This is a genomic window from Microtetraspora malaysiensis, assembly GCF_001528665.1.
GTDB classification, from domain to species: Bacteria; Actinomycetota; Actinomycetes; order Streptosporangiales; family Streptosporangiaceae; genus Microtetraspora_A; species Microtetraspora_A malaysiensis.
Genome location: NZ_BBYJ01000007.1, coordinates 243,129 through 261,279, shown reverse-complemented (window position 1 = coordinate 261,279; position 18,151 = coordinate 243,129). Strand labels below are relative to the sequence as shown.

Below are 18,151 nucleotides of genomic sequence, written 5' to 3'. Positions count from 1 at the left end.
GGGCCGGGAAGTCCCGCCGGAGCGCCGGTCACTGGCCGTACTGCAGGGGCTTCCTGGCGGCGGCGGGGTCGAGCGCCGGGCCTTCGGGGATCAGGTGGAGGATCTGCGTCGGCACCGGCGCGGCGTCCGAGACCTGGTAGCCGAGATCGGCGAGCAGGTCGGCGGACGCGACCGCGAACCGGCGCCCCTGGTCGGTGACCAGGAAGTACGTGTGGACCGCCGCGCCGTCGCCGGGCAGCACCCCGGCCACCGCCGCCGCCCCCGGCGGGAGCAGTACCTGGTCGAAATGCTCCTGGTCGCCGCTCGCCGGAGGCACCGGGATCTCGATCCGGCTCCCGATGGTCAGCCGGGCCCGGGCCGAGCCGGACTCGCTGTCGGCGTAGACGGCGCACAGTGGCGCGGACAGGTCCGGGACGATGATCTTCGGCATCTCGGTGGGCATCCCGGGGACCGTCATGTCGGTCTTCGACACGGGCGCGCTGTTCGCGGTGGCCGCGTCGATCGGGATGGGCATGACCGGCCGCCTGCCGTACGCCTTCTTCTTGCTCTCGGGGTCCTCCAGCAGGAGGCTCGCCTGGGTGATGGAGATCGGGGCGAGCCCGTCGCCCATCAAAACGTACCAGCGGGCGGGGGTTCCGGCCATCGCCGGGACGGTGAACACCTGGCCCACGACGGCGCTCGTGCCGTCCGGACCGCGCAGCCTGCGGCCTCGGCCGGGGACGTCCGGACTGCGGAAGCCGGGGCCTTCCGGGAGGGAGTTCAGCCAGGCGGCGGGCACCTTCTTGGGATTCGCCCCGACCAGCGAGCGTGCGGCGTCGCCGACGACGCGCATCCGCTGGTCGCCCCAGATCAGCCACTCCTGCCGCCCGTCCTCGACCGCCATGGCGTCCTCGCCGATCTGGCGGCCGCCGACGTCCCTGCCGCCCACCAAGGTCACGTACGACGTGCGCGACCCGGCGGCGTCCGCCACCTCCGTCACGCAGGCGGACCAGGGGCCGCGGACCAGCTTCTCCGGCGCGGGGAGCGAGGCCGGCGCGCCGGGGATGCCCACGAGCGGGCCGCGGTCGAACTCCGCGAGCGACCTGGCCGACACGTTGCGCACGGTCACGTCGGGGGTTCCGAGCAGCAGGCGCGCCGACGCGTAGTTGGCGACGGGGAGCAGCGTCTTGCCGGCCTCGCTGTAGATGTAGACGGCGCCGCTCTCCTCCTCGACGAGCAACTGGCCGGGATCGGTCAGGCTCGTCGCGCCGCCGGGCTTGAGCAGTCCCCAGATCCCGAAGACGGCCATGACGAGGACCGCGAGCATGACGCCGCCGAACGACGCGACGGTGTGCCGGCGCATCGGGGCCTCCGGCAGGTCCGGCTCCGCCTGCAGCAGGGCCGTGCCCAGGCGCTGCGTCATCAGCCGATGCGCCTGGTAGAGATCCTTTCGGGTCTGCATTCCAGTCCGTTCTCCCGGTACGGGGTGATCAGTGCGGAGCGGTGGCGGGCGTACAGGTCGGCGCGCGGCGGAACACGGTCCCCTCGGGACCGCGGGCGGGCCGTGGGCGGTGGGCCCGGGAGGGGAACCCGGTCAGGACGGCCGAAGGCGCGGCGGCCACGATCGTCGTGGCCGCCGCGCCTCTGACGGCATCCGCCGGACGGGCTCCGAGGGGCGTCCCCGACGGCGGATCACCGCGAAGGGATCCGCCGTCGGGAACCCCGGGCTCGTTCCCGGCCGGGGTCACCCGCAGTTCGCCCAGTCACCTCCGCCGCTGCCGGAGCCGCTGCCGCCGGAGTAACGCACGCAGTGGCCCTTCCCGGACAGCATCACCGGACCGGCGTAGTACTCGAACGACCCACTGTCGCCCGAGCTGCCGCCGCCCTGCACTTCGAGCTTGGCCCAGATCGAGCTGGCCTTGCCGACGTTCGCCGTCTTCATGGCGACCACGCAGTTGTATCCGGAGGCGTCGCTGTAGAGCTGGTACACCGTCCCCCCGTCGAAGCTCGCCGACCGCTGGACGTAGAAGCCGGACCCGTGACCGCCGGAGTTGCAGACCTGCTGCGGCGAGTACGGGTTGCGGGGCTCCTCGGCCTTGGCCGGAGGCGGCGGGGCCTGGGTCTTCTCCGGCTCCGGCTCGGCCTTCCTGGTGGGAGGCGCAATGATCTCCCTCGTCGGCTCCGGCTGGCTGGTCGGGGTCGGGGTCGGCTGGGGTCGCCTGGGCCAGATGTGCTCGGGTCGCCCGGTCCGGGTCGGCTCGGGTCGCCTGGTCCGGGTCGGCTCGGGTGCCTGGGTGGTGGGCTCCGGCTCCGGCGCCCGCGTCTCGGTGGGCGTCTCGGCGGGCGCCGGCGGCTCCGTGGTGGGAGACGGGCTCGGCCTCGGCCGGCGGGTGCGCGACGGCCGCGCGGCCGGCGTCTCGGCCGCGGTCGCGGTCGGTGTCTCGGCCGCGGTCGGCGCCGAGGTCGCCTGCGGCTGCCAGGTCGACTGAGGCTGCCAGGTCGGTACGGCCGGCGGCGTGATCGGGATGTTCGGCAACGTCGCGGTGACGGTGGGCGCGGGGGTCTCGTCCACCCAGTCGGTGGGCAGGGTCAGCGGGAACACGCCCGTGGAATCCGGATCCGGGGTACTCGCCCACGGGACGGTCACCTGGGTCTGGGGCTGCTGCCGCCTCTTGCCGGTGGTTTCGGCGGAGGGGATGGCATCGGCCGGAGCCGCCGCCGCGTCGGTGGCCTTCGCCGTCCCCTCGGCAGCCGCATTGTCGAACGACGCCGTGCCGGTGTAGTGCCCGGCCGCCCACACTCCGCCGACGGACAGCGCGAGAACGGCGGCCAGCGACGCGGCCAGCGCGAGAGAGGGCCCCTTGCGCTGTGGCATGCCCTGGTTCTGCAGCGTCGGCCCACCGGCCGGCGAGCCGGGCGGCGCCTGGTGGGGCATCGGAGGCGCTCCCCACGCCGGTGCGGCGGGGCGCTGTGGGGGCAAACCCTGCCAGACCTGGCCGGGACCGGCCATCGGGTTCCCATGCGGGCCGTTCTGGTACGGGCCGTTGGGGTGGGGACCGTTCTGGTGCGGGCCGTGCGCGGGCGGCACGGTGCCGGGCATCGAAGGCGCTCCCCAGCGCTGCCCGCCGTTCGGTCCGGAGAAGGGCTGCTGGGCGGGCAGGACGACGCCGGCCATGGGGCCCCCGGGCATCGGCGCGCCCGCCACCATGACGTCCGTGGACGGGGCCGGGGCCGCGTCGTCCTCCCCGAGCAGCCGCAGCATCGCGTTCCTGGCGGTGGGGCGGGCGACGGGGTCGGGGGAGAGGCAGGCGAGGAGGATCCGCCGCAGCGGCTGCGGGACCGCGTCCAGGGCGGGCGCGCCTCCGGAGCCCGCGGCGGGGCCGGGAACGCCGGCCGCGCCGGCCGCCTTGGCGGCGGCGATGGCCTCGCGGAGGTTCACCGTCGCTTCGGCCGACGGACCGTCCTCCCCCGCGGAGCCGTCAGACGCCGGCTTCTCGGAGGAGACGGGGGCGTCGGGCCCAGCGGGCGTGGCAGGGCTCGGCTTCTCGGCGGCGGACTCCTTCGCGGCGGACTCCTTCGCGGCGGCCGCCTTGGCGGCGGCGATGGCCTCGCGGAGGTTCACCGTGGCATCGGCCGACGGGCCGCCCTCGGCCGGGGAGGCGCCGGGCTTCTCGGTGGCGTCCGGGCCGCTGGGGGCGTCCTTGCGCGCGGAGCCGCCGGGGACCGTCCCCGTCGCCGCGTAGGCGATGGACGCCGCCCAGGAGAAGAGGTCCGAGCGTGCGTCGCCGGGCTCGCCGCGCACCTGCTCGGGGGCGCGGTAGGCGTCGTCCGACCCGCCCATGCCGATGTCGGACACACGGGGGCCGTCCGCGCCGATCAGGATGTTGCCGGGGGTGATCCCGCGGTGGACCAGGCCGGCCGCGTGGACCGCGGTGAGAGCGGTGAGGGTGCCGAGGGCGAGGCGCTCCAGCGCGTCGGCCTCCAGCGGCCCGTCGGCGCGTACGGTCTCCTGGAGGGAGGCGCCCTTGACGTATCCGCGCACCACGTACGGCCGGTCGCCCAGCCAGCCTGCCTCCACGGGCGGCACGGCGTGCGATCCGGAGAGGCCCTTGGCCTCGGTCAGCTCCTGGAGGAGCCGGTCCCGGGCCTCCGCGTCAGCGGACGGCCGGGGGTGGAGCAGCTTGACGACGGACGCCTCAGCCTCCGGAGAGGGGCGTCCCAGGTAAGCGACTCCTCGGGGCCCTTCACCGAGCCGCCCGCAGAGGACGTAGCCGCCTACCTGCTCTGGATCGTCAGGCAATAAGGGGAGCATCTCGCCCATCGAACTTCCTTCCGGGCTGTATCAGTTCAATAAGGGCATTCATGATCAGATCACATTCAACCAAAGGTGCCCCTTCCATATCACCGGTTTTCGGTGTCTATTTGGGAAACGCCCCGCTGAGGTGGGACGTCGTCCGTATTTCGCCCACGATGCAGCCGGATGTCATCTCGCGTTCGGCTCCCGTTCCGCCCCCGCTTGCCTTGCGTTGGGCTTCCGGTCAGCTTTGGCCGGGCTGCCATCTCCGGCGGCGGCCCAGCGGGGTGAGGACGGCGGCCGCGATGACGAGAGCCGCCGCGCCGAGCGAGCCGCCCGCCACGATGGCCGCCATACCGATGGTGCGCTCGTCCGGCGGAGGGGCCTTGGCGACCGCCGCCTCCGTCAGCGGCGCCGGCTGCTGGGGCGCGACCGCGACGACCTCCGAGGGGAGGAGCATCGTCACGGCCAGCCGGGGGTTGACGATGCCCGCGCCGGTCCCGGTGCCCTTCGTACCGTCGGCGGTCAGCACCACGCGCCGTCGCACCCGTACGCTGTCCAGCTGCGGATAGCGGGCGCGGACCAGGGCGACCACCCCCGAGACGTACGCGGTCGCCTGGCTCGTGCCCTTCAGATCCGTCTGGTACGTGCCTCCGGGCCAGGTGCTGGTCAGGTCCTGGCCGGGGGCGAGGACCGCGACCGGCGTGCTGACGTTGGAGAACTCGGCCAGCTCGTCGTCCGGGGTGGACGATCCCACCGCGAGGACGCCCGGGTAGGCCGCCGGGTACGCGGGCGTGGGCGTGCCGTCCTCCTTGGTCACGTTCCCGGCGGCGGCCACGATCACGGCGTCCTTCGACAGCGCGTACCCCACCGCCTTCCTCAGGTCCATGCGGTCGGTGGCCTTGACCGAGACGTTGATCACCTGGGCGCCGAGGTCGGCCGCCTTCGCGATCGCCCGGGCGAGTAGCGCCGGATCGCCGCGCTCCGCGTTGGTCTGCTTGATCGAGATCAGCCGGGCGTCCGGGGCGACGCCGACGAAGGGACTTCCCTTGCGGGCGATACCGGCGATGATCCCGGCCACGGTCGTGCCGTGACCCATGCAGTCCCGGGTGCCGGTCCCGGTCAGGTCGACCGCCTTGGCCACCCTGATCTGCGGGTGGCGGGCGTCCACCCCGCTGTCCACGATCGCGACCGTCACACCGCGCCCCCGGGTGAGGGGCCACACGGAGGTGAAGTCGAGCCTCCGCTGCGCCCACGGCTCGCTCAGAGTGAGGCTGCCCGGCCTGGGTAGCGCACAGGTGTCGCTCTTCCCCGCGTACGCGGATTTCCCGGTGTACGCGGCTTTCTCGGCGCGCGCGTACGCGGGCGGCGCCGCGAGCGCGATCGGCAGTGCCGTCGCCGCAGCGAGCATGACCCCGACCAGACCTCGCATGACCGACCCCCACGGCAGTAGATCCAGCGGGACAGCCTATTGACGTCCTCCCGCCGTCTCAAGACCGACATATCCGGCGGCCGGGCGGTCGTGGCCCCGCTCCGTCCGGACCGCGGGCCCGGAAACCGGGGCCGCCGGTTCCGGGCCGAGACAGGGGGGCCTGGTCAAGCCCGCGGGTTCACCGGCCCAGGTACGCGCCGCCGTTGACGTGGATCACCTGGCCGGTGATGTGCCCGGCGTCGGGCGAGGCGAGGAAACCGACCGTCGTGGCGACGTCGTGCGGCGTGCCGGGCCGGCCGTTCCGGGTGCTCGCCACCCGCCGCCGGATGCCCTCCTCGTCCAGGCCGTCCCCGAAGAACTCGGTTTCCAGGACCAGACCGGGCGCGACGAGGTTGGCCGTGCCGCCGGATCCGCCGGAGCCGCCCAGCTCCGCCGCCAGGTCGGCGGTCCAGGATTCGAGCGCCGCCTTCGCCGCGCCGTACGAGCCGGAGCCGGTGCCGCGCGCGGCGATCGAGCCGATGTTCACCACGCGCGCGCCCTCTCCCAGCCGGGGAAGCAGCGCGGTGGTCACGAGCACGGCGGACATGAGGTTCAGGTCGAGGTTGGCCCGCCACGCCTGGGCCACGGCCCGCAGGCCCCGGGGCGCGGGACGTGCCCGGTCCGTATTGCCGCCCGCGTTGTTCACCAGGACATGGATTGTCGCGGGAAGCCGCTCGACGGCCTCGCTCACCGCGTCCGGATCGGTCGCGTCGAAAGCGGCGTACGCGACGCCGAGTCGCGCGGCGGCGTCTTTCAACACGTGTTCACGCCTGCCGGTGATGGTCACGCGTTCCCCGGCCTCGGCGAAATGGCGCGCAATCGCATAACCGATGCCGGTCGCCCCGCCGGTGATCACCACATTTCGCATGGTCTACTCGCTTTTATGAGGGTTTTACCCGTCTTTATAACCAGTCGGCATAATACCTTTACAGAGACGGTATGTGATCTACGGTGAGGGCGCCCGAACTGTCGACGAAGGAGCCACTGAATGAGTAACAGCCTGCTCGGCGGCGACCCCGCGGAGATGCAGAGCATGGCGGCCCAGTTCACTCAGCAGGCCGACCAGGTTCGCGCCACGATGGCGAGTCTCGACCGTGAGGCGGCCAAGGTCGGCACCGCATGGACGGGACCCGGCGCGCAGCGTTTCAACGAGGCGTGGCAGAGCTATCGGTCGGCTTTCCAGCGCATGTCCGAAGAGCTCAGCGAGGCGGCCCGCGTGATCAACACCTACCGCGGCAACATCGAGTCCGCCACCCGGTAGCCCGGCCCAGGCCCCCGGCGCCGCACGTCGTCCGGCGTGCCCGGGACGGATGCCGTCTCGCCGTCGCTTCCCGGCTCCGGTCCGGGCCGCGCCCCCGTCATCCGGGGAGCGCGGCCTGGATCGGGGTCGCGGTCCCCGAGGTGATCAGCAGTCCCCGTCCCGGCGGGCCGCCGACCGCGCCGCGCGGCAGCCGTACGCCGAAGAGGTCGCCGTCGGCCGGGCTCTGCACCGACAGCAGCAGGCCGGTCCTCGACTTGCGCGCCTCCGCCGCGAACCCCCGGTAGGCCGTCGCCAGGTCGCCCGTCGCCCCCGCGATCAGCAGACCGTGCTCACCGTCCCGGGCGGAGCGCAGGATCTCCTCCAGGGCCAGCCCGAGCGGCGAGTCCGGAGAGATCAGCTCGGCGTCGTCGACGATCACCACGTACTCCCGCCTGCCGTCCAGGATCGTGCGCGGGTCCTGCGCGTCCGACGGCCCGTCCGGCTCGGCTCCCGCCACCTTCCTGGCCTCGCCGTCCAGTACGGCGAGCACGCCGGGAGCCCCCGCCAGCGCCCGCAGCGGGCTCCGGCGGGGCGTGACCACGAGGACCGGCGTCCCCCGCCCGGCCAGTGACCGCGCCGCCGTCACCAGGCACGACGACCGGCCGGAGCGGGCCGGGCCGCCGACCACCGCCGCCGGCCCCTGGGCGAGAAGGTCCAGCCCCAGCGGTTCGAGCGCGTCCCCGCCCACGCCGAGCAGCGCCCACAGAGGCGAGGGCGGCTCGAACGCCGGAGCCAGCTCCATCGCCGTCTCGGCGGTGACGCGGACCGGCAGCGCGTCCACGCGCAGCGGCGGCGCGGACCGCCACGCCCACGCTCCCTTCCGCTCCGGGTCCCCGCCGAACCGGGCGGCGGCCGTACGGGCGAGGGCCTGCAGGGCGGCCACCTGGGCGGGGCCGGACGGGTCGTCGGCGAGCAGCGCGATCTGACTCTCCACCAGTCCGTTCTCGCCGAGGGACAGGGCGCGCCCCGGCGGCAGGGAGGACGGCAGGTCCTTCACCGGCAGCCCCGCCAGCCCGTAGTCGGCCGGGTCGGCCAGGCGCAGCACGAGGCGGTCCTCGAACACGGTCGAGATCTGGCCGAGCAGCCCCGACCGGTCGGAGGTGACGATCGCGCGCAGCCCCACCGCGGGGCCCTCGCGCAGCAGTTGCAGCAGCGCGTCGAGGAGCCGCCCGTAGTCGTAGTTCTCGAACGCGGCGACGTAGCCCTCCCACCGGTCGAGCAGCAGCACCAGCCACGGCAGCCGCCCGACCGGCGGCTCCCCGGACGGCCCGGAGAGCCGGGCCGCGCCGGGCGCGCACGCGGCCCTGGCCTCGGCCAGCGACGCGTACCCGGCCTCGGCGAGGAGCTGCTGGCGGCGGCCCACCTCCTCGCGCAGCCGGGACAGCAGCCGCTCGACCCGGTCGAGCTGGTCCCGGGTGACGACCGCCCCGCAGTGGGGCAGGCCGACCAGCGGGCGCAGCGCGCCGGACCCGCAGTCGATCACGTGCAGGTGGACGTCCTCGGGGGAGGCCCACGCGGCGACGGACCCCGCGATCGTGCGCAGGGCCGTGGAACGCCCGCTCCGGGCCGACCCGGCGATCAGCAGATGGCCGCCGCGCTCCAGGTCGAGGCCGAGCGGGCCCCTGGCCTGGAGCCACGGCAGGTCGGTCAGCCCGAAGGGCAGCGACGGCGCGCCGCCCGGCTCCGGCGGCCGCCCGTCCACGCCGCGCTCGGGCGTCAGCGTCACCGTCTCCGGGAGCGGCGGCAGCCACGGGCTCGGACACCGCGCGACGCCCCTGGCCGCCGCGTCGATCGCGTCCACGAATAGAGCCAGGTCCGTGCCGGACGTCGGCGCGGCCTGCGCCGCGGCGGGCAGCGGATGTCCCAGCGCCCGCCACGGCAGGTCGATCACCCGCGGGCCGCCGCTCCCGTTTCCGTCCCCGTCGCCGCCGTCCGGCGTGCGCCCCCCGATCCGCGCCGCCTGTACGGCGACGGGCTGGCCGGAGCCGGAACGCACATAGCAGCGCCCGGGGGTCGCCTTGGAGATGCGGGCCGCGTCGGGGGTGTCGATCACGTCGTCGGACTCTCTGGCGTCGGTCACCCGCAGCGCGATGCGCAGCGACGTGTTCGCCTGGATGTCGGCGGTGACCACGCCGCCGGGCCGCTGGGTGGCGAGGACCAGGTGGATGCCGAGCGAACGGCCGCGCCGCGCGATGTCGACCAGGCCGTCCATGAAGTCGGGCAGCTCGGACACCATCGCGGCGAACTCGTCGATGACCAGCACCAGCCGGGGCAGCGGCGGCAGCTCGCGCACGGCCTTCCCCGCCCGGTGGGACAACCGCGCCGCCTGGTAGTCCTCGATGTCCTTGGCTCCGGCGGCGAGGAGCAGCCGCTCCCGGCGCCGGATCTCGGCCGCCAGCGACGCCAGGGCCCGCTGGGTGAGGTGGCCGTCCAGGTCGGTCACCATCCCGACCGTGTGCGGCAGCCGTACGCACTCCTTGAACGCGGCGCCGCCCTTGTAGTCGATGAGCACGAATGTCATCTCGTCGGGCCGGTTCGCGGCGGCCAGCGAGCAGATCAGCGTCTGCAGCAGCTCGGACTTGCCCGCGCCCGTGGTCCCGGCGATCAGGGCGTGCGGGCCGTCCCGGCTGATGTCGATCTCGAACGGCCCGTCCGGGCCGACGCCGATGACGGCGCGGGTGGAGCGCCCCCACCGCCGCGCGATGCCCTCGGCGGCGACCAGGTCGAGGAGCCGCACCGACTCGGGGAGCGCCGACGCCTGGTCGTCCCTGCTCACGTCGCGCAGAGGGGCCAGCGCCCGGCCCAGCCGCTCCGCCCACGACGCCGACACCTGGTCGGCCCGGATCGGCCCGATCGCGTCCAGCCCGCCGCCGCGGAGCCGTACCGACCCGTCCGGGTCGCAGGACACGACCGTGGCGCACTCCTCCGGGAGCAGCCGTTCGTCGTCGTCGATCGCGACGGTGTACACCCCGGCGCGCGGGCCCTGCCTGAGCACCTGCGGCATCCCCGGCAGGCCGCGCAGCACCTGGGCGCCGTCGAGGACGACCAGCACGTCGCAGGGCCGCTCGTCGTACGCCGCGAACGCCGGCTCGGCCGCCTCCTCGGGCCGGGAGCTCCCGGCCCGGCCGAGGTCCCCCCAGCCCGCCGGGCCCCCGGACAGCGGCCCGCCGAACGGGCCCGAGGCGGCGCCGGACGGGGCGGTCTCGGCCGGGTCGAGCCGCTCGCCGATGAGCGCGGCGAGATCGGCGACCCGGCGGGCGGCGGCCTCCGGGTCCGCGCCGACGAGGGCGACCGAGCCGGACACGAGGGAGGCGGCCCCGGTGGCTCCCCCCTCCGCGGCGCAGTGCGGGAGCCAGCGGACCCAGCCCCACTGGTCGGCGGCGTCCGCGTGCGCGGAGAGGACGACGACGGCCAGGTCCCTGGGGCTGTGCAGGGCCGCCGCCTGCCCGACCAGCCAGCGGGCGGAGCCGATCGCCGCCTCCCGCGGACCGGTCACGCCCGCCACGCCGAGCCTGCGCATCGCCAGGGCGACCGGCACGTGCCGCGCGAGCGGCGGCTCCGGCAGCTCGGTGTCGGCGGATGCTCCGCGCTCGGGCGCGTACGCGATGTCCGCGGGCAGGTCGGCCAGCCCGACGCGGAGCCGCAGGCTGTCCGGGTCGTGCAGCCGCCGCTCCCAGAGGCGGCGGCGCGGCCCGGTCGCGGTCAGCAGGATCTCGGCCGGGTCCGGCGCGGCCTCCCCGCGGGCCGCCTCGTCCTCCTCGCGCGCCTCCGCCACCTCGGCCTCGAACGCCGCGAGCCGCCCGCGGTACGCCTTGACGGCCTGGCGGTACTTCTTCCTGCCGTGCCTGCGGTCGCTCGCCCACTGGCCGAACATGATCAACGGGCTCATCAGCGCGATCAGCAGGAAGTACACGTTGTGGAACGCCACGGCCATGCCCACGCCGAACACCGCGGGCAGCAGCGCGGCGAGCAGGTGGAGCCGGGCGCCCTCGGCCCGCTTGGGCTCGGTGGGCACCTCCAGGCGCGGGCGCCGGTCCGGGGCGCGCAGCCGCGGGGGCCGGTTGTAGGCCAGCCCGCCGTCGGGGAGCGCGTCCAGGTGGGCGTCCGGCGGCTCCACCGGGCCGACGGAGAACACCGAGACGCCGCAGGACAGCAGGACCCGGCGCACGTCCCGGGCGGCTCCCCGGCCCGCCGCCTCGTCGCGGCCGGCGCGCCCCGCCGCATCGATTCCCCGGCCTGCCTTGCCCGCTCGGCGGGCCTTCCTGGCGTGGCGTCGTGCGGCGCGCCGGACGCTCCCGCCGGACGCCTCGGCGGGGCTCGGCGGCGTACGGCGGGCGGCCCATGGGGTCGCTTCGCGTACCGGCCGGCCGTCCAGCTCCAGCCGGGCGGCGGGGTGCGCCGGCTCGACGGAGACCCCGTCCGGCGCGACCCGGATCGTCGCGGCGTGCGGCGGCAGCGCGGGATCCGGTACGGCGACCGCGCACCCGGGGTCGGATCCCAGGGTGTGCAGGCCGGGGCCGAGCCGGTGGACGGAACCCGCTCCGGGGCCGCCGGCCACCCGGAGCTCGATCACGCCGTCCGGCTCCTCCGCCATCGTCGCCGCGGCCGCGACGCCGTCGAGCGCGACGAGGTCGCCGTCGCGGATCAGCCCGAAGACCCGGGCGCCGGGGTCGAGGGGCCGCCCGTCCACCCACAGCTTCGGGCCCTCGGCCCGGCGGCGCCGCCCCCGGTCCAGGTCGTACGGCGCTCTGGCGGGCGGCAGCCGTACGACGTTGGACGGGCGGGCCGGGCCGGCGAGCGCGCCGGCCAGCGCGCCGACCGTGGTGGACTCGTCGCCCTCGACCAGCACGTCGCGGTGGCCGTGCTCGGCCACCACGGTGAGCGTGATCCGCATACTCAGACTCCCAAGGGGCCGCCCTCTGGCCCGGCCGAGGACAAGCTAGCGGGGCCGCCCCCGGATATCTCCCGGTTCCCGGGAAACGCCGGGCGGCCTTCCCCGCCGTACGGCCGGGGGCGTACGGGCCGGCGGAACCAATGTGATCAATGCGGACAGAGTGCTTCTTATCACGAAATTCAACCACTGGAAAGGGATAGTGGTAAACAGGCATTGATCAGGCCGGCATTGACACCGGTATTCCTAACGGATAAGCATGGAAGGCCGGTTTCCGGCCACACGGAAGCGCGTGAGTGTCCATAATGGTGTCAATTCTGTAATTCGAACTGACCAATACTGCGGATGAAGGCGCGACCGTTAATCCGGCCCTCATTTCAGTAGCGGAAGCGATCGTCCTTGGGAGTCCCCCACCCATGAGGATCAGCGAGAAGCCCGCCTCCGACGGACGCGTACCGGCGAACGAGCGTCCCGGGCTGTCCGGACCGGCCTCGCGGGGGCTCCCCGTGCCGCCGCGCGAGCGCAAGCCCGCGCTGGCCGCGCTCGCCGTCCTCCTCATCCTCGGCGGGGCACTGGCCACCACGCTGCTCGTGCTGCGCAGCGGCGACCGCGTCTCCGCCGTGGGCATTGTGCAGCGGGTCGGCGCGGGGCAGCTCATCCCGGCCTCCGCCATGAAGGAGGTCGAGATCGCCGACACCGGCGTCGACTACGTCCCCTGGCGCTTCCGCGGCGAGGTCGAGAAGACCTACGCCGCCGTCACCCTGCTCCCCGGCACGCTGCTGACCAACGCCATGGTCACCCGGTCGAGCGAGGAACTCGGCCCGGGCAAGGCCATCGTGGGCCTGTCGCTCAAGGCCGGCCAGGCGCCGGTCGGCATGGGCAAGGGCGACGTCGTCCAGGTCATCTACGTCCCGGCGAGCGGCAAGGGGTCGGCCGAGCAGCGGGTGCTCGCGCCCGCCGCCCGCGTCCACGGCATCGGCGCGCCCGGAAGGTCGGGCGGCGGGCTCGTCTCGATCGTGGTCGACGCGTCCATCTCGCCCGCCGTCGCCGTGTACGCCTCCAGCGGGGAGATCGCGCTGGCCGTGCTGCCGGGAGCCGGGTGACGTGGCCCTCATCGTCCTCGCCGCCGACAAGGGGGCGCCCGGTGTGACGACCGCGGCGACCGCCCTCGGCGCGGTCTGGCCGCGCCCGGTGCTGCTGGCCGAATGCGACCCGTCCGGCGGCGACCTCGCCTACCGGCTGCCCGCCGAGGACGGCGGCGTGCTGAACCCGGCACGCGGCCTGCTCAGCCTCGGAGCGGTGGCCCGGCACGGCCTGCACGCCGAGCAGATCTACGAGCACACGCAGAAGCTCGTCGGCGGTCTGGACGTCCTCACCGGCCTGACCCACGGCGAGCAGGCCGGCGGCCTCACCTGGCTGTGGGGGCCGCTCGGCCGGTCCCTGGCCGTGCTGCCGCGCGCCGACGTCCTGGCCGACTGCGGGCGCCTCGGCGGGCACGCCGAGATGGGCGACTTCGTCGCCGAGGCCACCCAGGTCGTGCTCTTCACCCGGCCGAGCCTCGACCACGTCGCCCACCTGCGCGAACGGCTCGCCCTGCTGGACGGGCGGCCCGTCGTGGTCGTGATCGCCGACCCCCGGTCGTACCGCGCCTCGATCGAGGAGGTCCGGCGCATCGTCGCGCCCTGGGACGTCGCCTTCGTGGCCGGCCTCGCGTACGACCCCAAGGGCGCCGAACTGCTGCGCGGTCAGTGGGGCGGGCGGCTCGACCGCAGCCTGCTGATCCGCACCGCGCGTGAGCTGGCCGGACGGCTGGCCGCGCTGCTGTCCCCGCGTGAGCCGGCCGGGCGGCCGGACCACAGCGGGGCGGGGCGCGGCGGAGCGGGCCGATGAGCGGGCAGGGAGGCGGCGTCGACCACACGCTGGTGAAGCGCTTCCGCCAGGAGGTCGGCGACCGGCTCGCCCACCAGCGGCGGCTGGACCAGGCGAGCGGCATCCCCCCGATGACCGGTGAGGACGAGCGGCAGTTCGCCCGCGCCCTGATCGCCCAGGTCCTGGAGGAGTACGCCAGGGGCGAGATCGGCGTCGGCCGCACCCCGCCCACCGCGGAAGAGGAGGAGGCCCTCGCCGCGGGCATCCACGCCGCGCTGTTCGGCGTCGGCCGCCTCCAGCCGTTCCTCGACGACACCGAGGTCGAGAACATCGACATCAACGGCTGCGACCGGGTGTTCGTGAGCTACGCCGACGGCCAGGAGGTCGCGCACGAGCCCGTCGCCGACTCCGACGAGGAGCTGATCGAGCTCATCCAGATCCTCGCGGCGTACTCCGGCCTGTCGTCCCGGCCGTTCGACACCGCGAACCCGCAGCTCGACCTGCGGCTGCCGGACGGGTCCCGCCTGTCGGCCGTCATGGACGTCACCGTGCGGCCCGCCGTGTCGATCCGCCGCGCCCGGCTCGGCAAGGTGTTCCTCAGCGACCTGGTGGGCAACGGCACGCTCGCCCCCGAGCTGGGCCGGTTCCTCGCCGCCGCCGTCGCCGCGCGCAAGAACATCATGCTCGCCGGGTCGACGAACGCGGGGAAGACGACCCTGCTGCGGGCGCTCGCCAACGAGATCCCGTCGAGCGAGCGGCTCATCACCGTCGAGCGCGCGCTCGAACTCGGCCTCGACCAGTTCCCCGAACTCCACCCCAACGTGGTCGCGTTCGAGCAGCGCCTGCCCAACTCCGAGGGCCAGGGCGAGATCACCATGGCCGAGCTGGTACGGCGGTCCCTGCGCATGAACCCCTCGCGCGTCATCGTCGGCGAGGTCCTCGGCGACGAGATCGTCACCATGCTCAACGCGATGACCCAGGGCAACGACGGCTCGCTCTCCACGATCCACGCCAACTCCTCGATGGAGGTCTTCAACCGCATCGCGACGTACGCGCTCCAGGCGGAGGAGCGGCTCCCCATCGAGGCGACCCACATGCTCATCGCGGGCGCGATCGACTTCGTCGTCTTCATCGAGAAGCGCAACGACTACCACCGCGGCGGAACGCTGCGGCGCTTCGTCTCCAGCGTCCGAGAGGTCACCGGCTGCGACGGGCGGGTGCTGTCCTCGGAGGTCTTCACCGCCGCTGGCGACCGCGTCGTCCCCCATGCCCCGATCTCCTGCCTCGACGAGCTGGCGGCGCACGGCTACGACCCCACGCGGGAGGTGTGGCGCTGATGCCCGCCGGGCTGCTCGATCCGCTGGTGCTGCTGGCCGGTGCGCTGACCGGCGGCGGCCTGTTCCTCCTCGTCCTCGCCCTGTACGGCATGCGCCCCCGGCCCGCCGCGCCGGACCGGAAGGCGGCCCGCCGCGAGCTGCTCAGGACCCTCTCCACCCGCACCGCGGTCGGCGTGATCACCGGAGTCGTCGTCCTGCTGGTGACGGGGTGGCCGGTCATGGGTGTGGGCGCCGTGCTGCTCGTGCTCGCCTGGCGCGGCCTGGCCGGCGGCGCGGCCGAGGAGCGGGCCGCCATGCGGCGCCTCGAAGGGCTGGCCGCGTGGACCGAGTCGCTGCGCGACACCATCGCCGGCGCGGCCGGGCTCGAACAGGCCATCCCCTCCTCCATCCGGGCGGCCGCGCCCATGCTCCGGCCGCACCTGCTCGCCCTCGTCGACCGGCTGCACTCGCGTATGCCGCTGGGGGACGCGCTGCGGATGTTCGCCGACGAGCTCGACGACCCCTCCGCCGACCTCGTCGTGGCGGCGCTGATCCTCAACTCGCGGCTGCGCGGCCCCGGCCTGCGCGACGTGCTGTCCGCGCTCGCCGTGTCCGCCCGCGAGGAGCTCGACATGCGGCGGCGGGTCGAGGCCGAGCGCCGCTCCACCCGCAAGAGCGTGCAGATCGTGGTCGGTACGGCGCTCGCCTTCGCCGCCGCGCTGGTGGTCTTCAACCGCTCGTACGTCGCGGAGTACGGCAGCCTGCTCGGCCAGGCCGTCCTCGTCGTGGTGGCGGGGCTGTTCGGCGCCGGGTTCGCGTGGATGCGCCGGTTGGCCCGCTTCGACAAGCCCGCCCGGATCCTCGCGCCGTACACGTCGGGGCCGGGCGGCGAGCCGCGCGACGCCGGACGCGACGCGGAGGACCCGGGGGACGGAAGGGGCGGCCGTCCGCTCCGGACGGGAGGTGTGCGATGACCGAGCCCGCGCTGGCGGGAGCCGTACTCGGCCTGGGGCTCTTCCTGCTCTTCCGCGCGCTCTTCCCACCCCGGCCCGGGCTGTTCGCCCGGCTGACGGCCCTGGACGCGGCGCAGGCGGGCGCGGAGCTGCCCAAGGCGCCGCTCATCGCGCCGGACGAGCACGTCAGCGCGTTCCGCCGCGACCTCGGCCTGCGCCTCGCCCGCCTCTACGCCGCCAGGGGGTGGGAGGCGCGCTCCGTCCGGGCCGACCTGGCGCTGCTCGGCAAGTCCTTCGAAGGCTTCCTGGCGACGAAGGTCCTGCTCGCGGCGGCCGGGCTCCTGGTGTTCCCGCTGCTCGTGGGCTGGCTCGCACTGATGGGGTGGGGACTGTCGCTGAGCATCCCGCTCTGGTCCGCGCTGGCGGTCTCCACGGCCTTCTTCCTGCTGCCCGACCTGCAGATCCGCCGGGACGCCGCGGTACGCCGCCGCGACTTCCGGCACGCGGTCGGCGCGTTCCTCGACCTCGTCGCGATGAACCTCGCGGGCGGGCGCGGCGTACCGGAGGCGCTGATGATGGCGGTCGCCGTCGGCAGCCCGGACGGGACCCCCGGCGCGGGCGCCAACTGGGCGATGGAGCGCATCCGCGAGGCGCTCGGGAACGCCCGCATCGTCGGCATCACGCCGTGGCAGGCGCTCGGACGGCTCGGCGACGAGATCAATGTGGACGAGCTGCGCGACCTGTCGGCCGCGCTCGGCCTGGTCGCCGACGACGGCGCCAAGGTCCGCTCCTCGCTGAGCGCGCGTGCCGCCACCCTGCGGAGGCGCGAGCTCGCGGAGGTCGAGGGCAAGGCGGGGGAGCGATCCCAGTCGATGCTGGTGGCCCAGCTCCTGCTGTGCGCCGGTTTCGTGATTTTTCTCAGTTTCCCGGCGGCCATGAAGATGTTGGGGGCGTAGATGCTCACCTATTTGATCGCGATGCTGCACGTGCGGATCGAGCGCGCCCGTAACGCGCCGAGCAAGGGGGCCTCGGCCGTCGAATGGGTGATCATCACGGCGATCATCGCCGGGGTCGCCCTGGGCCTGGCCACCCTCATCAAGAACCTCGTCTCCCAGAGGGAGGCCGACATCACCTCCAACTTCGGCGGTGGCGGCGGTGGCGGTGACGGGGGAGGCGTCTTCACCGGAGGCGATCAGTGACACGCCCCGCGAGCGGGCGCCGCGGCGAGCGCGGGGCGACCGTCATCGAGCTGGCCATGATCATGCCGATCGTGCTGGCCGTGGTGCTGCTCGTCGTACAGCTCGCGCTCTGGTTCCACGGACGCCAGGTGGCCGACGCCGCGGCCAGGGAAGGCGCCAGGATCGCCCGCGCCGCCGGGACGTCCGGTGACTGGCAGGCCGCCGCCGAGGCGAAGGCCGAGCAGATCGTCCGCGCCATCGGGCCCAAGATCCTGCGCGACGCGACGGCGCGCGCCTGGGAACGCGGCGACCAGCGCGGCGTCGAGGTCACCGGCAGCGCCGTACAAGTGGTGCCGCTGCTGCCCGACCTGACCTTCACCGTCACGTCCGACTTCGGCGGACCCATCGAGTGCTTCCGCCCCGACGACGGTTCGGACGGCTGCCGGTGACCCGGTCCGTACGGCGCCCGCCCGCCCGCGCCGCCACCGCCCGCCGCCGCCCCCCGGACGCCGGGTCGATGACGGTCGAGACGGTCATGCTCGCGCCCGTCCTCCTGCTCTTCCTCATGTTCCTCGTGGGCGCGGGGCGGGTCGTCGAGGCGCAGGGAGAGGTCAACGGCGCGGCCAGGGACGCGGCCCGCGCCGCGTCCGTCCAGCGGACCCGGGCCGAGGCGGAGTCGGCCGCCGCCGAGACGGCCAAGGCGGCGCTCTCCGGCGAGTGCGACCCCCAGGTCGGCCTGTCCGGCACCGAGTGGAAGGAAGGCGGCGTCGTCCACGTCGCGGTGACGTGCGAGCTGAACCTCGACTTCCTCGGCTTCGGCGCGGCCCGGCGGATGAAGGGGACGTCCGTCGCGCCGCTGGAGCAGTTCCGGAGGGTGGAGTGACCACGACACCCGACCGG

General features: G+C 74.5%; 14 protein-coding genes. 9 read left to right on the top strand and 5 right to left on the bottom strand.

Going from position 1 to position 18,151, the window contains the following annotated elements:
• Nucleotides 1-28: 28 nt before the first annotated feature.
• The 4 genes from eccB to AWQ71_RS08955 form a co-directional block, all read right to left on the bottom strand.
• Nucleotides 29-1,441: a type VII secretion protein EccB gene (eccB, locus tag AWQ71_RS08970; protein WP_067129606.1), complete on the bottom strand. Its 1,413-nt coding sequence runs from the start codon at nt 1,439-1,441 to the stop codon at nt 29-31.
• A 282-nt stretch (nt 1,442-1,723) separates the two neighbouring features.
• Entirely contained in the window at nt 1,724-4,300 is a 2,577-nt protein-coding gene (locus tag AWQ71_RS08965) for a protein kinase domain-containing protein (RefSeq protein WP_067129603.1), read from the bottom strand.
• Nucleotides 4,301-4,517: 217 nt separating this feature from the next.
• Entirely contained in the window at nt 4,518-5,705 is a 1,188-nt protein-coding gene (locus AWQ71_RS08960; RefSeq protein ID WP_067129600.1) for a S8 family serine peptidase, read from the bottom strand.
• A gap of 178 nt (nt 5,706-5,883) precedes the next feature.
• The gene (locus AWQ71_RS08955) at nt 5,884-6,612 is read right to left on the bottom strand and encodes an SDR family NAD(P)-dependent oxidoreductase (protein ID WP_067129597.1); all 729 of its coding nucleotides are present in this window, start codon (nt 6,610-6,612) and stop codon (nt 5,884-5,886) included.
• 120 nt (nt 6,613-6,732) lie between these two features.
• Between AWQ71_RS08955 and AWQ71_RS08950 the strand changes: the two genes are divergently transcribed.
• Nucleotides 6,733-7,005: a WXG100 family type VII secretion target gene (locus AWQ71_RS08950; protein WP_067129594.1), complete on the top strand. Its 273-nt coding sequence runs from the start codon at nt 6,733-6,735 to the stop codon at nt 7,003-7,005.
• A 97-nt stretch (nt 7,006-7,102) separates the two neighbouring features.
• On the opposite strand, the gene AWQ71_RS08945 is transcribed toward AWQ71_RS08950, so the two are convergent.
• Nucleotides 7,103-11,938, bottom strand: coding sequence for a type VII secretion EssC family protein (locus tag AWQ71_RS08945; RefSeq protein WP_067129591.1), 4,836 nt, complete (start codon nt 11,936-11,938; stop codon nt 7,103-7,105).
• Between the two features lie 413 nt (nt 11,939-12,351).
• Here AWQ71_RS08945 and AWQ71_RS08940 point away from each other — a divergent pair, with 413 nt between their 5' ends.
• The 8 genes from AWQ71_RS08940 to AWQ71_RS08905 are packed head-to-tail and all read left to right on the top strand — an operon-like array spanning nt 12,352 to nt 18,134.
• Nucleotides 12,352-13,038, top strand: coding sequence for a hypothetical protein (locus AWQ71_RS08940; RefSeq protein WP_067129588.1), 687 nt, complete (start codon nt 12,352-12,354; stop codon nt 13,036-13,038).
• Between the two features lies 1 nt (nt 13,039).
• Nucleotides 13,040-13,825: a hypothetical protein gene (locus AWQ71_RS08935; RefSeq protein WP_067129586.1), complete on the top strand. Its 786-nt coding sequence runs from the start codon at nt 13,040-13,042 to the stop codon at nt 13,823-13,825.
• Entirely contained in the window at nt 13,822-15,141 is a 1,320-nt protein-coding gene (locus tag AWQ71_RS08930; protein ID WP_067129583.1) for a TadA family conjugal transfer-associated ATPase, read from the top strand. The genes AWQ71_RS08935 and AWQ71_RS08930 overlap by 4 nt, the downstream gene beginning before the upstream one ends.
• Nucleotides 15,141-16,094, top strand: a complete 954-nt coding sequence (locus AWQ71_RS08925; RefSeq protein WP_067130406.1) for a type II secretion system F family protein — start codon at nt 15,141-15,143, stop codon at nt 16,092-16,094. Before AWQ71_RS08930 ends, AWQ71_RS08925 begins: the two co-directional genes overlap by 1 nt.
• Nucleotides 16,091-17,029 (top strand): type II secretion system protein, encoded by a 939-nt coding sequence (locus AWQ71_RS08920; protein ID WP_067129579.1) that lies wholly within the window; start codon nt 16,091-16,093, stop codon nt 17,027-17,029. Before AWQ71_RS08925 ends, AWQ71_RS08920 begins: the two co-directional genes overlap by 4 nt.
• Entirely contained in the window at nt 17,030-17,272 is a 243-nt protein-coding gene (locus AWQ71_RS08915; RefSeq protein ID WP_067129576.1) for a hypothetical protein, read from the top strand.
• Entirely contained in the window at nt 17,269-17,700 is a 432-nt protein-coding gene (locus tag AWQ71_RS08910) for a TadE family protein (RefSeq protein ID WP_245658187.1), read from the top strand. The genes AWQ71_RS08915 and AWQ71_RS08910 overlap by 4 nt, the downstream gene beginning before the upstream one ends.
• On the top strand, nt 17,697-18,134 hold the full coding sequence (locus tag AWQ71_RS08905; RefSeq protein ID WP_084258717.1) for a TadE/TadG family type IV pilus assembly protein: 438 nt from the start codon (nt 17,697-17,699) through the stop codon (nt 18,132-18,134). Before AWQ71_RS08910 ends, AWQ71_RS08905 begins: the two co-directional genes overlap by 4 nt.
• The last annotated feature ends 17 nt before the right edge of the window (nt 18,135-18,151 follow it).

Excerpts from the sequence above, each read along its gene's own strand:
- AWQ71_RS08920 (WP_067129579.1), top strand. The coding sequence starts at position 16,091 with ATGACCGAGCCCGCGCTGGCGGGAGCCGTACTCGGCCTGGGGCTCTTC.
- AWQ71_RS08965 (WP_067129603.1), bottom strand. The coding sequence starts at position 4,300 with ATGGGCGAGATGCTCCCCTTATTGCCTGACGATCCAGAGCAGGTAGGC.
- AWQ71_RS08925 (WP_067130406.1), top strand. The coding sequence starts at position 15,141 with ATGCCCGCCGGGCTGCTCGATCCGCTGGTGCTGCTGGCCGGTGCGCTG.
- AWQ71_RS08945 (WP_067129591.1), bottom strand. The coding sequence starts at position 11,938 with ATGCGGATCACGCTCACCGTGGTGGCCGAGCACGGCCACCGCGACGTG.
- AWQ71_RS08915 (WP_067129576.1), top strand. The coding sequence starts at position 17,030 with ATGCTCACCTATTTGATCGCGATGCTGCACGTGCGGATCGAGCGCGCC.
- AWQ71_RS08940 (WP_067129588.1), top strand. The coding sequence starts at position 12,352 with ATGAGGATCAGCGAGAAGCCCGCCTCCGACGGACGCGTACCGGCGAAC.
- AWQ71_RS08960 (WP_067129600.1), bottom strand. The coding sequence starts at position 5,705 with ATGCGAGGTCTGGTCGGGGTCATGCTCGCTGCGGCGACGGCACTGCCG.
- eccB (WP_067129606.1), bottom strand. The coding sequence starts at position 1,441 with ATGCAGACCCGAAAGGATCTCTACCAGGCGCATCGGCTGATGACGCAG.
- AWQ71_RS08950 (WP_067129594.1), top strand. The coding sequence starts at position 6,733 with ATGAGTAACAGCCTGCTCGGCGGCGACCCCGCGGAGATGCAGAGCATG.
- AWQ71_RS08930 (WP_067129583.1), top strand. The coding sequence starts at position 13,822 with ATGAGCGGGCAGGGAGGCGGCGTCGACCACACGCTGGTGAAGCGCTTC.
- AWQ71_RS08955 (WP_067129597.1), bottom strand. The coding sequence starts at position 6,612 with ATGCGAAATGTGGTGATCACCGGCGGGGCGACCGGCATCGGTTATGCG.